Below are 15,026 nucleotides of genomic sequence, written 5' to 3'. Positions count from 1 at the left end.
CTATTGCTAAAACAACAACTTCAAACCTTAAAAAATCTGAAACAAGCATTGTTAGAAAAAATGTTTGTTTAATCATTGTTATATCCCCCTTGATGTAAGGGGGATTTTTAAAATCTAAATACTGACTTTATAAAACCAAACAAATATGACTTTTAAAAGTGAAACAGCATTCGAACAAGCACTCATTGACCTCCTTTTAAAAAAAGGTTGGCAAGATGTCATTAAAAACCCAACGGAACAGGATCTCATCGATAACTGGGCAGAGATTCTTTTCCAAAATAACCGAGAAATTGATCGATTGAATAATCAGCCTTTAACTCAAGGGGAAATGGATCAGATTATTGAGCAGATTAATACACTGCGCACGCCTTTTGCCCTCAATGGATTTATTAACGGTAAAACTGTATCCATTAAACGTGACAATCCAAATGACGAACTACATTTTGGTAAAGAAGTCAGCTTAACCATTTACGACCGTCAAGAGATCGCAGCAGGTAAAAGCCGTTATCAGATTGCGCAACAACCCAAATTCCCAACCAAATCTAAAATTTTAAATGACCGTCGTGGCGACTTGATGCTGCTCATTAACGGGATGCCAGTTTTTCATATCGAGCTAAAACGTTCAGGCGTGCCCGTGAGTCAGGCAGCACACCAAATCGAAAACTATGCACGTTCGGGCATCTTTATAGGCCTATTTGCATTGGTACAAATCTTCGTGGCAATGAACCCAGAAGAAACTTGGTACTTTGCCAACCCGGGACCTGATGGCACATTTAACTCAGATTTCTATTTCAATTGGGGAGATTTTAATAACGAACCCGTGAACTATTGGAAAGATATTGCGGGGAACCTACTTTCAATCCCCATGGCACATCAACTGATTGGCTTCTATACCATTGCGGATAAAACCGATGGTGTTCTAAAAGTCATGCGCAGTTATCAGTGTTTTGCTGTGCATGAAATCACGGATCGGGTGGCAAGTGTTGAATGGGATGGCAGAGATCGTTTAGGGGGGTATATTTGGCATACCACAGGATCTGGTAAAACCATGACCAGCTTTAAGGCAGCCCATTTGATTGCACTAAGCAAAGATGCAGATAAAGTGATTTTCTTAATGGATCGTATTGAATTGGGTGTGCAGTCACTTGAGCAATATAACAACTTTGCTGAAATTGAAGACTTTGTCCAAGCCACTGAAAATACCCATGCCTTGGTCAGTAAACTCAAAAGTAAAAATCCAAATGAAGTCTTGATCGTAAGCTCAATTCAAAAAATGAGTAATATCAAAGATGAAGATGGAGGTTTAAATGCACATGACATTGAACTGATCAACAAAAAACGAATTGTCATCATTGTAGATGAAGCACATCGCTCTACATTCGGTGAAATGCTGATGACCATTAAAGATACCTTCCCACAAGCAGTATTTTTTGGTTTTACAGGTACACCAATTCAAGAAGAAAACGAAAAAAATATGAATACCACGGCAACGGTATTCGGCAATGAATTACACCGTTACAGCATTGCAGATGGTATTCGAGATAAAAACGTTTTAGGTTTTGACCCTTATTTGGTTTCAACCTATAAAGATGCCAAGTTGCGTGAAGCGGTTGCGCTTGATGAGGCTAAAGCCAATACGGTAAAAGAAGCTTTAGATGATCCTGAGAAAAAAGCAGTCTATCAACGCTTTATGGACAGTAAGCAAGTTGCAATGGCAGGACAAATGGATAAGACAGGTAAATATATAAAAGGGATTGAGGATTACCTGCCAACGTCACAGTATCACCGTACAGAGCATCGCAATAAAGTGGTCGAAGATATCAAAGACAATTGGGTGCAGTACAGCCAAAATCATAAATTCCATGCCATGTTTGCGACCAGTAGTATTCCTGAAGCGATTGAGTACTATCGACTGATTAAAAAGGCGATGCCAGAGCTAAAAGTCACAGCCTTATTTGATCCAAATATTGATAACAATGGTAATGCTGCCTTTAAACAGGATGGCTTAGTTGAAATTATTCAAGACTACAATGCACTTTATGGTGTGGACTTTAGTTTAGCTACTCATGCCAAGATGAAGAGAGATATTGCAGATCGCCTATCACACAAAGAAGCCTATAAACGCATCGAAAATACGCCTGAAAAACAGCTTGATCTGTTAATTGTGGTGGATCAAATGCTGACAGGTTTTGACTCAAAATGGGTCAATACGCTGTATTTGGATAAGATGTTAGAATATGCAAATCTAATCCAAGCCTTCTCACGTACCAATCGCTTGTTTGGCAAAGATAAGCCATTTGGCATTATTCGTTATTATCGTCGTCCGCACACCATGAAGCGTAATATCGACGCTGCGGTAAAATTATATTCGGGTGATAAGCCATTGGCTTTATTTGTCGATAAATTGCCAAGCAATTTAAAAAACATCAATGACATCTTCGAAAAAATTGATAGCGTATTTAAAAGTGCCCATGTGTCTAATTTTGAGAAGTTACCAGAAGATGATCAGTCCTGTGCTTTATTTGCAAAACTGTTTAAACAACTCAACGAATATCTTGAAGCGGCTAAAATTCAGGGCTTTAAATGGGATAAATTGAGTTATGAATTTACTGATGAGCATAAAAAGAAATTTACGATTCAATTAAAGTTGGATGAGCAAACTTTCTTAGTTCTGGCACTGCGTTATAAAGAACTGTTCTCGAATGGCGGTGGTGGCGGTTCAGGTGGTGGGAGCATACCTTTTGAAGTAGAAGGCTATTTAACAGAAATCGATACAGACAAAATCGATTCAGATTACATGAACAGTCGTTTTGATAAATATCTGAAAGCACTGCGTAATGGTGATTTAGAACTTTCTATTGAAGATGCCTTAAATGAATTGCATAAAAGTTTTGCAATGCTCACTGCTGAAGAACAGAAGTTTGCCAACATTTTCTTACATGATGTACAGCGAGGGGATGCAGAACTAATCGCTGGTAAGTCATTCAGGGATTACATTACAGAGTATCAATACCAAGCACAAGAAGATGGAATTCATGATCTTGCAGAAGCACTAGGACTGGATGAAACTAAGTTAAGACAACTGATGAATGCTCAAGTTACTGAAAACAATATTAATGAATTTGGGCGTTTTGACGAACTTTTAGCATCAGTGGATAAAGTCAAAGCGAAACTGTATTTAGAAGCCAAAGGTAGTACTACTATTCTACCATTCAAAGTGAATATTCGAGTGAATGCAATGTTACGGAAATTCATATTGAGTAATGGCAAAGAATTAGCATAGTGATGAAATAAGACAAGGCCATACGGCCTTGTCTTATTTTGATTCTATTTTTATTGCTTCAGCTTCTAGTAGGTATAATTCATTGATCAATAAAAATTCACGATATTGATGAATTAAGTTTTCATCTTTTTCTCGATGCGCACGAGCGTTCCGAAAAGCCATATACGCACCTGTGAATAAATTTACTCGACCTTTGATCTCAGCACTGTCTGGTACATCCCAAGTAAGCAGAGCATTTTCACCTTGAAAGACTTGAGCAAATAGTTTGGTGCTATGCTCACGGATACCTGTACGTGTACGAATAATATCTTCAAGACGCTTATATGCTTTTGTTAAAGCAGAGTCGGGATCTTGTTTAAAGAGTAGAGCAAGGTCAAAAATTCTGTCATCAATAATCGAGTAGGGTAGTTCTAAAGGGTAGTAACGCTTTGAATTAACAGTGTGGGCTGCTTCATTTTCGAAAGGATAAATATAATCATGCAGACGAATAGGACGAATGATTTTTTGCTGAAAAATAAAATCAATATCCTGATCATTTAATGATGAGTTATTCAATCTATTGAGAAGCTTCGTAGGTATTAGAATTTCTTCAGTTTCAATTCTATGTTTGCTTAAAAGAGCTAATGCTTTTGCTAGACCCTTTGGTCCTTCACCTGAATAACAAGATGTAAAGCCAGAGCGAATGACATAATAATTTTCGGTTAGATCTTTCAAGATAAAGGCATGAGATTGTTCACTTGTCAGCAATAGGGCGTAACTTAGATCTGCATGAGTTTGGATCAAATTGTGCAGGCTTAATAGACATGTTTCTGTAATGCCTTCTTCACCTAAATAATCGACACGATAGTAATTTTCTGTTTTAAACATTTTTATAAATAGAGAATTGTTGTTCGAAAAGATGATGGGGTAAATTGGGGTAAAAATCTAGTACTTCAAATTTTCTAATTGGTAGATTTCTTTGGGGATTTTGGGTGAGTTCAATTGCCACCACCACAACAGCTACTTTACTAAATAGAGCTATGTATTATGTTATTGGTAGCTAAAGTGTTTAAGTTTTAAATGTGTTTAAAATTTATATAAAAATATGAAATATAAAAAATATTAATTTAAAATTTACGATTTTTAATCAATATTATTAAAAAACTATATCTAGTAAGGAAAATTAATTTAAGAAAATGATCTGCTCTTTTATTTGGTGTGTTATTACACAATTTTCATATATATTTAATTAATAATTCGATTCAGAAAATATCTCTTTATTCTGGCTTGGAGAATGGAATTGCTTGTTACTCGCTATAAGCCTTGTATCATGATCATACTACTGGTTTTAGCCGTCAGTTTTGCTACATATCGCTGGTGGCAAGGACCATTACTGCCTAGTTATGAAGTCGTATCTAATCCATTGATTCAAACAGTTGTTGCTTCAGGACGGGTAGAGAAAGTATCTCGGACTCAGATTGGTAGTGAAATTACAGGGGTTGTTCTTGAGCGCTTGGTTCAAGAGGGAGACCGGGTCTCTCGAGGGGATATTCTTTTAGGACTGAAATCTGATGAAATTTCAGCGCAAGTGCGGCAGGCAGAAGCTGAATTAAAAGAACTCGAAACCACTAGACGCCCGCAAGCAGAAGTTGATTTAGCGAATGCCAAAGTACAATTAGAACAGGCTCAAAGAGAGGCGTTACGCAGACGAAATACCGAATTAGGAATATTATCAGCAGAGGAAAGGGAGAAATCGATAGAGGCAGAAAGACTCGCCCGTAATAATTTGGAATTAGCTCGATTAAAAGTTTCTTCACTTGCCCCAAATAAAGTTGAAGAGACAAAATTACGCGAACGACTCGCTGCACTTCAAGCGCAACTTGCCAAAACCAAAATTCGTGCAGAAGTTTCGGGTATTATTTTAACGCGTAATGTTGAGCCAGGGGATCTGGTACAACCGAGTCAGACTCTCTTCACTATTGCACTGGATGGTGCGACTGAAATACGAGTGCCATTTGATGAACGAAATTTACCACTGTTGGCTTTACAACAAAAAGCCGCAGTGATTGCAGATGCCTATCCAAATCAATCTTTTCCTGCCCATATTAATTTTATTGCTCCAAGTATTGATGCTCAACGTGGCACAGTAGACGTCCGATTAACAGTTGATCCAGTCCCAGGTTTTCTGCGTCAAGACATGACGGTATCGGTAAATGTTGAAACCAACAAGCGCGAGCGAACCTTGGTCATTCCAAATGATGCTTTAAGCAGTATAAGTGGCAACAAGGCTATGGTCATTTTAGTAAGAGATAGAAAAATTCAACGTCATCCTATCACACTGGGTTTACGTGGTTTGGTTATGTCTGAAGTTGTAGCTGGATTGAAAGAAGGTGATCACGTCCTTACCGATGCAGAATCAGTGCTTAAAGATGGAACTGGTGTCCGAATAGAGAAAACTAAACCTGTTTTCCAGAGTCAAACGGATCAGAAAAATAGCAAAAATGAATTACCGGTGAAATTCGATTGAAAAACTTTTTTAGGCGACTTTGGACCGAGTGGACCATCGCAATCAGTTTTTTGCGAGAGGGTCGCACACAGTCGATGATGATTACCATTGGCGTCGCGGTGGGGGTAGCCGTCATTGTGTTCATTAGCGCCTTAATTCAGGGTTTACAATCGAATATTGTAGAAAGAACTTTAGGGACACAGGCGCATATTCGTTTGCTCTCACCAGATGAGGTGAATCGTATTGTGCCACCAGCAGCAGGAACACTTCAGTTGTTACAAGAAGATAAGCGTGCACAACGCTTACGTTCTATTAATAATTGGCAGCAGATTACTGGGACTTTAGATCATTTACCGGTGTTGACTGCGGTTTCTCCTGTGGTCTCAGGTCCTGCATTTGTACAGCGCGGAGATGCGATTCAATCTATTGCATTGGTTGGTATCAACCTTGAACGTTATCAACAGATTATTCCGTTGAAGCAATATATGGTGAGTGGTGAATTACAGGTCAGTGCGGATAATGTATTAATTGGGCGTCAATTAGCCAAAGATTTGGGTGTGCAAGTTGGGAGCAAATTAAGATTAGATACCGGGCAACAGAAAAATGCAGTTGTGAACATCTCTGGAATATTTGAATTGGGTGTGCGTGAATTGGATGCGCGCTATGTCTATCTGGATTTGAAACAGGCGCAATCTTTACTTAATTTGCCGGGTGGGGTCACCGTGATTGATCTGACGATTCAGGATATTTTTCAGGCGGATCAAATTGCCTCACAAGTTGGACGCCTGACAGGATTAAAAGCAGAAAGCTGGATTGAAACCAATGCTCAATTAATGAATGCGATTACCGCTCAAAGTCTTTCTACAAACATGATTATTGTTTTTGTAGGGATTTCAGTCGCTTTTGGCATTGCCAGTGTGATGTCGGTGAGTGTGGTGCAACGGACTCGGGAAATCGGTATTTTACGTGCGACGGGGGCGACACAAGCACAAATTTTAAGAGTTTTCTTGTTTCAGGGAGCAATTTTTGGTCTGCTTGGTTCGATGCTTGGCAGTGTAGTCAGTTATGGTTTGATCTGGGGATTTAATCAGTTTGGTCCCGGCTTGTTTTATATTTCGATTTCAATCAAGCTTATCTTGTCGGCATTATTCTTGGCGACTTTAACGGGAGTTTTGGCTGCTGCAATACCATCCCGTCGGGCTGCTGCACTCGATCCTGTGGAGGCAATTCGTCATGTCTGATTCATCTGAGGAAGTACTACGTTTAGAAGCATTGCGAAAGTCTTACAATGTTGGGCAGCCTAATGAAGTGGAGGTATTACATGGAATTGACCTGTGTATTCAACGGAATGACTTTGCTGCATTAATTGGTCCTTCTGGTTCAGGCAAAAGTACTTTACTGAATATTCTTGGCTTATTAGATCAGCCTAGTCGTGGTGAGTTGTACTTGTTGGGGCAGGCGACAAGCCGTATGGATGATACGGCTCGGACAGCATTACGAGGCAATAGTATAGGTTTTGTGTTTCAGTTCCATCATCTTATACAGGCTTTTACTGCCTTACATAATGTACTCATGCCATTAATGCTGAAGCAAGGTAAGCCAGATCAATCTGCGTTGCAATATGCCCATGAATTATTGGCCGCTGTAGGGTTAGATAAGTTCGCTGACCGTAAACCCAATGAGCTTTCTGGAGGGCAGCAGCAACGCGTAGCGATTGCACGTTCACTGATTACTCAGCCTGCACTATTGTTGGCCGATGAACCGACAGGTAATCTGGATACTCAAACTGCTGCGGAAATGTTTGAATTATTTCGTAAAGTACATCGCGAACATGACTGTGCAGTCTTATTGGTGACTCATGATCCTAGATTATCGGCGACCTGTGATCGAACGATTAATTTGGTGGATGGGAGAATTCAGAGTGATTCCAAACACGAGATGGAATGAGCCGGAATGTAGATCACTCTTCTGGTAAAAGCAGTTCAAAACATTGAGTAGACATCAAAATTCTAGCACGATATAAGAACAAACTTGTAAATCGATAAATTATAACCCTGTGTAATTTGAATAAAATATTTTTCAGATTTAGTTCACTAAATCTAATCTAGAGAAAAAATGAGTACAAGATTTTTCAATATTAAGAGTATTAAAAAAAACAAAGGTTTACTGCTTCTGATCATTTCTTTTTGGCTGTACTAAGCGGATTAATTCGCACAATACAGCTCGTACAGCTTTTGCATCAAACTTAAGACCTTGGGATCACTCAGACGATAGAAAATCTGTTTACCCTCACGTCGTGTGCTGACCATGTCAGCCTTACGTAGGACAGTCAGTTGTTGTGAAAGTGTAGGTTGATGAATGTCAGTGGATTCTTCAATTTCCTGAACATTCATTTCCCCGTCAACCAGGACACATAAGATTTTCAGACGATCAGGATTGGCTAAAACTTTTAGGCATTGGCTGACGAAATCGACCTGTGAAAAATCAATTTTGGCATTTGCAGCAATTATATCCATAAATGTCCTCGAAACCTTTGACGTAGCCCATGCAGTTTACACAATTTACCATAAAACTGCTTGATTATTATTTTTTATTATATAATATAAAAAAGTATATTGTATAGAGGTTGATTTACCATGCATGACTTCCTCATCGCATTTATTGGCGGTTTAATGCTCGGACTTTCAGTGGTCGGCTATCTTTACGTCAATGGCCGTATTGCAGGAATCAGTGGTTTGGTTGGGCAGGTATTAAACCCAAAAACCGTATTTAAAACGCCTGCGATCTGGTTCTTATCAGGCTTGATCATCACACCGTTTATTTATGGTCTGTTTGTACAACCTGAAATCGAATTGAATGCCAGCCCATTGATGATGATTGTGGCAGGTCTGCTGGTAGGCTTTGGGACACGTTTGGGTTCGGGCTGTACCAGTGGTCACGGAATTTGTGGCATTAGTCGGCTGTCTAAGCGTTCTATTGTCGCGACGATGACTTTTATGTTTGCAGGTTTTGTCACCGTTTATATTATCCGTCATATCACAGGAGCATTATAAAATGAAAAATGTGTTTGCCTTTTTATTTGGTGCTCTGTTCTCTGTGGGGCTGATGGTGTCGGGCATGTCCAATCCTGAAAAGGTACTCGACTTTCTGGATCTGTTTGGTGATTGGGATGCCAGTCTGGCCTTTGTCATGATGGGCGCGATTGCAGTGGCCTTTATTCCTTTCCAGAAAGCATTACGTACGGCACAACCGAAAACAGTATTTAATGAGCCTATTGATTTGCCTAAAAATAATCAGATAGATAAGAAACTGATGACGGGTGCGGTTTTATTTGGTGCAGGTTGGGGCATTGCCGGCATCTGTCCGGCGCCAAGTTTCACCTTGATCGGTTTGGGCCACTATCAAGTGCTCTATTTTATTGTAGCAATGCTGGTGGGTGTATGGATTCACCGTAAATGGTCAGGAGCTTAATGATGTCAAACTTACCTATAGTAAAAGATTTTTTTCACGAAGATACCAATACCTTCAGTTATGTTGTACGTGATCCTGCGACCAATGCCTGCGCCATTATTGATAGCGTTCTGGATTACGATCCGGCATCGGCAAGTACCTCAACTATTCATGCCGATAAGATTATTGCGTATGTTAAAGAGCAGGATTTAACGGTCGAGTGGATTCTCGAAACCCATGTCCATGCTGATCATCTAACAGCTGCGCAATATCTCAAAGAAAAACTAGGTGGCAAAATTGCCATGAGCCAGAAGATTTCCGTGGTACAGGAAACCTTTGGTGCGATTTATCATCTGGATATTAAACAATGGAATGCCCAGCAGCTCTTTGATTATTTATTTGAAGATCATGAGTCGTTCCAAATCGGAACATTGAAAGCCTATAACATTCCAACACCGGGACATACGCCTGCTTGCCTGAGTTATGTCATGGGTGATGCCGTGTTTGTGGGTGATACCTTATTCATGCCAGATTATGGAACAGCGCGCTGTGATTTCCCGAAGGGAAGCGCATCAATCCTTTTTGATTCAATACAAAGTTTGTATCAACTGCCTGAGAAAACACGTGTATTTCTCTGCCATGATTATTTGCCAGAAAAGCGCGATACCTATATGTGTGAAACGGATATTCAGACTCAAAAAAATCAGAATATCCATATTCACGACGGCACGACCAAAGATGATTTTGTTGAAATGCGTAATAAGCGCGATGCGGGTTTAAGTATGCCCAAGCTGATTTTACCTTCGATACAGATCAATATGAAAGCAGGACAATTCCCTGAACCCGAAGAGAATGGTGTTTCTTATTTAAAACTTCCACTGAATTACTTCAAATAGGCAAATTTTAAGATTAAACAACAAGTTTTGTTTAATTGGTTTGGTAATAGAGGGGGGCACTAGCGATGTGGATGCTAATACTTGAAGGACTGGCCATCGGTGGTTTGCTTGGGTTAACCGGTGCTGGTGGTGGCATTCTGGCCGTACCCGCACTGATGGCAAGTCAAGGATGGACGGTCGCACAAGCTGCACCTGTTGGCTTGCTTGCAGTCACTTTATCTGCCTTGGTTGGAACATTTGAAGGCTTATTTAAGAAGATAGTACGCTATCGGGCTGCGCTTTGGATTGCACTGATTAGCATTCCTTCAGCACGTTATGGTGTGCATCTGGGAGGAATAATTTCTCCTGTATGGCTTACCTTAGCATTCAGTTTAGTCATGCTCGTGGTTGCTTACCGGATTTTTTTTAAAAAAGTGAATGACCATACAGGTGTGCTGTGTAAAGTTAACCAAACAACTGGTCGTCTGATTTGGAACATGAAAACTGCATTGTCTCTCGGTGCCATTGGTGTCGTGGCAGGTTTATTGACTGGTTTGCTTGGGGTAGGTGGGGGATTCGTGATTGTTCCAGTACTGAGTAAAGTAACTGATCTTGATATGCGCAGTATTGTTGCGACCTCGTTGATGATTATTTTCCTGATAGGTGGTGTCAGCATTTCAGCTCATATTTTAGATGGTTTTCAATACCCCGTTTCGGTCACGCTGACTTTCGTTTTAGCTTGCATGGCTGGGATGTTGATTGGTCGAAGTTTGATGCCTTTAGTTAAGAATAGTCAAATCCAAAAGGTTTTTGCTATAACTGTCATAAGCGTAGCATTTTATTTAATTTCTACAGTCATCATAACTTAATACAAGCAAGAGATTAGAGCCAAATTTAAAAACTGCATTTTAAAGACATGAATATTTAATCAGAGACCAGATTTCTAAAGATCGGAAGAGGTAAAGAGTAATGAAAACAGCAGAACAATTAATTTCAATGGCAAAAAACCGAATTCAAGAAGTGACGGTAGACGGCTTACTTGAAGCCATGAAAAACCATAAAACCATTCTGATTGATGTTCGGGAACCGGATGAATTTCAGGCGGCAGCGATAGACCGAGCCGTGAATTATCCTCGTGGTGTTTTAGAAATGAGAATTCACCAGCATCCTGTGGCGAGCCATCATTGCGATACCTTGCAAGCACTAGAATATCTTAAAGATCAGCCGATTTATTTGATTTGTGGGACGGGTGGCCGATCAGCTCTGGCTACAGATACTTTACAGAATATGGGATTTACTCAGGTGAAATCTGTTCAGGGTGGATTCCAAGCATGGCTAGAGCAGGGTTATCCAGTAGAGAAATAACTAGATTTCTATTTTAAGTCTAACTTAAGTTTATGGACATTCAAGTGAGAAAATCATGAAGTACAAAGAATTAACTCAAAATATTTCAGGCAGTTTAAAGACATTAGCGCAGGATTCTCCTGATTTAATGAAAAGTTTTAATCAATTGTCACAAGTTGCAATGCGAGATGGTGTTATTGATCCTAAAACAAAAGAACTGATTGCCTTAGCGATTGGTGTTGCAGCACGATGTGATGGATGTATAGGTTTTCATGTCAGAACCCTAGTCAAAATGGGAATGACATTGCAAGAATTAGAGGAAGTGCTTGGTGTTGCAGTTTATATGGGGGGCGGTCCTTCATTGATGTATGCCGCTAATGCATTGGAAGCATTTAAAGAATTCACAGCTTAATTTTTTCAATCATTGGGAAACGATATGAATCAGCACTGGGATAATCTTTATTCGCAAACACAGGATCTGTATGGCATTTCGCCCAATCATTTTATTCAACAGATAGCAGATCAGGTTCCAATTGTGGGAAAAACTCTTGCTATAGCAGAGGGTGAGGGGAGGAATATCCTTTATTTGACTAGGAGCAGTTTGTTAGATGAGGGATGTTCCTAATGTGAGTTGAGAATCAGAAAAGAAGCTTTAGCTTCTTAATTTAATTGATACCGTTTCAGAAATACCTAAATGGGAGGTTTTTGATTGATTCAGGAGCTTTTCTTATTTATTGGTACTTGTAGTTAATCATATATTCCATATTGCGTATATTTGAATATTCATATATAAAAAGCTGTCTGTTTAAGAGATTATACTCATGGATCAAATGCCAAAAGTTCAAATTTACCATAATCCTGCCTGTGGCACGTCTCGTAACACTTTGGCGCTTATTCGCAACACGGGGATCGAACCAGAAGTAATTGAATATCTGATTACGCCACCATCAAAAGATCAGCTGATTAAAATGATTCAGGACTCTGGTTTAAGTGTTCGTGATGTGTTACGCAAAAATGTAGATGCTTATACTGAACTTAATTTAGACGATGCGAACTGGACAAATGAGCAATTGCTTGATGCTATGCTTGAACATCCCATCCTGATTAACCGTCCTTTGGTCGTGACAGATTTGGGCACTCGTTTATGTCGCCCATCTGAAGTAGTGCTAGATATTCTACCTTTGCCGCAATTAAAAGCTTTCGCTAAAGAAGATGGTGAAGTCATCATTGATGAGCAAGGCAGACGCTTAAAATAAAAGGTGAAACCCCTAACGCTGTTGGACTTTGTATCAGTGTAAAGCAGGAGATCTAAATGGAGAACATTGTCGCAATTTTTGCTTGGTTAAATGATGTTCTACTTAAAATGACCTGGCTCTCGGATGGGGTGCGCTGGTTCGTTGAAAATGTATTTGGTTTATCCGTTGCAACCCGGTTGGGTGGTAGTGTCCATTTCTATATTTATGATGTATTCAAGATCTTTATTCTGCTTTCAGTGTTGATCTATACACTATCTTATATTCAAAGCTATTTCCCTCCAGAACGTACTCGGCTGATTTTAGGTCGGATGACAGGAATCAAAGCCAATATCATGGGGGCATTACTCGGTACTATTACGCCATTTTGTTCATGTTCTTCCATTCCGTTGTTTATTGGTTTTACCCGTGCAGGACTTCCGGTAGGCGTCACTTTTTCCTTTCTGATTTCATCACCACTTGTTGACTTGGCTTCAATTATTTTATTGGCGAGTATCTTTAACTGGAAAATTGCATTGGTCTATGTGTTACTTGGATTAGTGCTGGCAGTCATCGGCGGGTCATTAATCAGCTACTTGAAAATGGAAAAGTATGTGGCTGAATTTGTGACTCATCATCAAACAATCTCAGGTGACGATGAAGATTTCAGCATGACTGCAAAAGAGCGGCGTACATTTGCTTGGGAACAGGTGACAGACATTTTTAGTAAGGTTTGGCTTTATGTCTTGATAGGTGTCGGGATTGGTGCGGCAATTCATAACTGGATTCCTGAGCAGTGGATTACCGCCTTACTTGGTCAGGAACACTGGTATTCCGTACTGATTGCCACGATTGTCGGAATGCCAATGTATGCGGATATCTTTGGCACCTTGCCGATTGCAGAAGCACTTGTGACTAAAGGCGTTGGCTTGGGGACGGTTTTAGCGTTTATGATGGCGGTCACCGCACTTTCTCTGCCATCGCTAATCTTGTTAAAACAAGTGGTGAAAACCCGTTTATTGAGCCTGTTTGTAGGGATTGTTTTTGTGGGAATCTTGATTGTTGGTTATAGCCTGAATACTTTGGGTTATTGGTTTTTATAAAAAGTGTGGAGAATAAAGATGCAAATTAAAGTTTTAGGAACAGGTTGTCGTAAATGCAAAGCCTTATTGGCTGCAACTGAAGAAGCTGTAAAAAGTACGGGTGTTCAGGCAGAAATTGAATATGTAACTGATATGATGCAAATTGCTGAAACAGGGTTGTTAAGTACGCCAGGTCTGATCATAGATAATCAAATCGTTTCAAGTGGCAAAGTTTTGGAACCACAAGCCATTGTGGAGTTGATTGAAAAAAATAAATAAGTGTATGTGGAAAACTGTAAAAAAGACCTGTGGCATAAGCCACGGGTCTTTTTTATTTGTGTCTTGAGATGTTAAGAAGTTTTAAATTTTTCCCTTTCTGGCAAGCATATACGGATATGGGTATACTTTTATAATGAGTACTCTTTACTGAATATATGGATATGTGTATATTTGCATAATAGAATGGGAGCAGTTATGGACCACGTTCAGTTTTTTAAATGTTTATCTGATGAAACACGTCTCAGTATTGTCATGCTTATCGCAGAAAACGAAGAGCAATGTGTTTGTGATTTGACAGATAAACTCCAGTTAAGCCAACCAAAAATTTCACGGCATTTAGCCCTGTTAAGATCAAGTGGTTTGCTGAATGACCGTCGGCAAAAGCAGTGGGTGTATTACAGTCTTAACCCACAACTACCTGAATGGTGCTTTGAAATTCTGAATACACTTAAACGTAGCAATGTTCCCGTGTTATTTGATCCCTCAGCTCTATCGATTCAGAGCCATTGCGAGTAAGTTTTTATGAAATTTTTGTTTCTGTGCACGGGTAACAGTTGTCGCAGTATTCTTTCTGAAGTTCTGTTTAATAGTCGAGCGCCTGAAGGTTGGGTAGCTTATAGCGCTGGAAGTAAACCTTCTGGCCAAGTTCATCCGTTAACCATTCAGACTTTACAGAACCTGGGTTTGTCTACCGAAGGTTTGTCGAGTAAAACGATTGATGCCTGTGAACAGTATCAGCCCGATGTCGTCATCACCGTGTGTGATGCGGCAGCACAAGAAGCTTGTCCGTTGTATTTAGGAGGAGCAATCAAAGCACATTGGGGTCTATCTGATCCATCACATTTAGATTTGCCTGAACAAGAAAAATTACAGGCATTTTTAAGTACTGTAGAACATATCAACAAACGCTTAGATGCACTTTTTGCATTAGATACCCATCACATGAGCCGTCCTCAGCTTATTGCTGAAATTAATCAAATTTCCCATCTTTAAGCG

Annotated in this window: 17 protein-coding genes; 15 read left to right on the top strand and 2 right to left on the bottom strand. The window is 39.8% G+C overall.

From position 1 onward, the window contains the following. The first annotated feature begins 145 nt into the window (after positions 1 to 145). Positions 146 to 3,283: a type I restriction endonuclease subunit R gene (locus EXE29_RS14480; RefSeq protein ID WP_117008082.1), complete on the top strand. Its 3,138-nt coding sequence runs from the start codon at positions 146 to 148 to the stop codon at positions 3,281 to 3,283. 33 nt (positions 3,284 to 3,316) lie between these two features. Here EXE29_RS14480 and EXE29_RS14475 read toward each other — a convergent pair whose 3' ends face one another. Continuing rightward, positions 3,317 to 4,150, bottom strand: coding sequence for a TIGR02391 family protein (locus tag EXE29_RS14475; protein ID WP_117008081.1), 834 nt, complete (start codon positions 4,148 to 4,150; stop codon positions 3,317 to 3,319). A gap of 412 nt (positions 4,151 to 4,562) precedes the next feature. Between EXE29_RS14475 and EXE29_RS14470 the strand changes: the two genes are divergently transcribed. Genes EXE29_RS14470 through EXE29_RS14460 form a run of 3 tightly spaced genes read left to right on the top strand, consistent with a single transcriptional unit; the run spans position 4,563 to position 7,715 of the window. Then, on the top strand, positions 4,563 to 5,789 hold the full coding sequence (locus EXE29_RS14470; protein WP_117008085.1) for an efflux RND transporter periplasmic adaptor subunit: 1,227 nt from the start codon (positions 4,563 to 4,565) through the stop codon (positions 5,787 to 5,789). After that, positions 5,786 to 7,009 carry an ABC transporter permease gene (locus tag EXE29_RS14465; protein ID WP_117008080.1) on the top strand — a complete coding sequence of 408 codons (1,224 nt, stop codon included), beginning with the start codon at positions 5,786 to 5,788 and terminating at the stop codon, positions 7,007 to 7,009. Before EXE29_RS14470 ends, EXE29_RS14465 begins: the two co-directional genes overlap by 4 nt. Continuing rightward, the gene (locus EXE29_RS14460) at positions 7,002 to 7,715 is read left to right on the top strand and encodes an ABC transporter ATP-binding protein (protein ID WP_117008079.1); all 714 of its coding nucleotides are present in this window, start codon (positions 7,002 to 7,004) and stop codon (positions 7,713 to 7,715) included. The genes EXE29_RS14465 and EXE29_RS14460 overlap by 8 nt, the downstream gene beginning before the upstream one ends. 257 nt (positions 7,716 to 7,972) lie before the next feature. Here the strand turns inward: EXE29_RS14460 and EXE29_RS14455 are convergent, their stop codons facing one another. Next, the gene (locus EXE29_RS14455) at positions 7,973 to 8,284 is read right to left on the bottom strand and encodes an ArsR/SmtB family transcription factor (protein ID WP_117008078.1); all 312 of its coding nucleotides are present in this window, start codon (positions 8,282 to 8,284) and stop codon (positions 7,973 to 7,975) included. Positions 8,285 to 8,404: 120 nt separating this feature from the next. On the opposite strand from EXE29_RS14455, the gene EXE29_RS14450 reads away from it, so the two are divergent. The 11 genes from EXE29_RS14450 to EXE29_RS14395 all read left to right on the top strand — a co-directional run bounded on the left by EXE29_RS14450 (position 8,405) and on the right by EXE29_RS14395 (position 15,023). Beyond that, entirely contained in the window at positions 8,405 to 8,821 is a 417-nt protein-coding gene (locus EXE29_RS14450) for a YeeE/YedE family protein (RefSeq protein WP_117008077.1), read from the top strand. A 1-nt stretch (position 8,822) separates the two neighbouring features. Further along, entirely contained in the window at positions 8,823 to 9,239 is a 417-nt protein-coding gene (locus tag EXE29_RS14445) for a DUF6691 family protein (RefSeq protein ID WP_117008076.1), read from the top strand. 2 nt (positions 9,240 to 9,241) lie between these two features. Then, positions 9,242 to 10,114: an MBL fold metallo-hydrolase gene (locus EXE29_RS14440; RefSeq protein WP_117008075.1), complete on the top strand. Its 873-nt coding sequence runs from the start codon at positions 9,242 to 9,244 to the stop codon at positions 10,112 to 10,114. A 65-nt stretch (positions 10,115 to 10,179) separates the two neighbouring features. Continuing rightward, the gene (locus EXE29_RS14435; protein WP_117008074.1) at positions 10,180 to 10,962 is read left to right on the top strand and encodes a sulfite exporter TauE/SafE family protein; all 783 of its coding nucleotides are present in this window, start codon (positions 10,180 to 10,182) and stop codon (positions 10,960 to 10,962) included. A 100-nt stretch (positions 10,963 to 11,062) separates the two neighbouring features. After that, positions 11,063 to 11,458, top strand: a complete 396-nt coding sequence (locus EXE29_RS14430; RefSeq protein ID WP_004988491.1) for a rhodanese-like domain-containing protein — start codon at positions 11,063 to 11,065, stop codon at positions 11,456 to 11,458. A 55-nt stretch (positions 11,459 to 11,513) separates the two neighbouring features. Continuing rightward, entirely contained in the window at positions 11,514 to 11,849 is a 336-nt protein-coding gene (locus EXE29_RS14425) for a carboxymuconolactone decarboxylase family protein (protein ID WP_004988488.1), read from the top strand. Between the two features lie 409 nt (positions 11,850 to 12,258). Continuing rightward, on the top strand, positions 12,259 to 12,693 hold the full coding sequence (gene arsC, locus EXE29_RS14415; protein WP_004988483.1) for an arsenate reductase (glutaredoxin): 435 nt from the start codon (positions 12,259 to 12,261) through the stop codon (positions 12,691 to 12,693). Between the two features lie 56 nt (positions 12,694 to 12,749). After that, the gene (locus EXE29_RS14410) at positions 12,750 to 13,772 is read left to right on the top strand and encodes a permease (RefSeq protein ID WP_117008072.1); all 1,023 of its coding nucleotides are present in this window, start codon (positions 12,750 to 12,752) and stop codon (positions 13,770 to 13,772) included. Between the two features lie 18 nt (positions 13,773 to 13,790). Beyond that, on the top strand, positions 13,791 to 14,030 hold the full coding sequence (locus EXE29_RS14405) for a thioredoxin family protein (RefSeq protein ID WP_004988479.1): 240 nt from the start codon (positions 13,791 to 13,793) through the stop codon (positions 14,028 to 14,030). Positions 14,031 to 14,225: 195 nt separating this feature from the next. After that, complete coding sequence (locus EXE29_RS14400) at positions 14,226 to 14,546, top strand: metalloregulator ArsR/SmtB family transcription factor (RefSeq protein ID WP_004988477.1); 321 nt, start codon at positions 14,226 to 14,228, stop codon at positions 14,544 to 14,546. A gap of 6 nt (positions 14,547 to 14,552) precedes the next feature. Then, on the top strand, positions 14,553 to 15,023 hold the full coding sequence (locus tag EXE29_RS14395) for an arsenate reductase ArsC (RefSeq protein WP_004988474.1): 471 nt from the start codon (positions 14,553 to 14,555) through the stop codon (positions 15,021 to 15,023). The last annotated feature ends 3 nt before the right edge of the window (positions 15,024 to 15,026 follow it).

The sequence above is a fragment of the Acinetobacter sp. WCHAc060006 genome, from assembly GCF_004209135.1.
Lineage (GTDB): Bacteria > Pseudomonadota > Gammaproteobacteria > Pseudomonadales > Moraxellaceae > Acinetobacter > Acinetobacter cumulans.
This window is presented reverse-complemented; position numbering and strand designations above follow the sequence as displayed.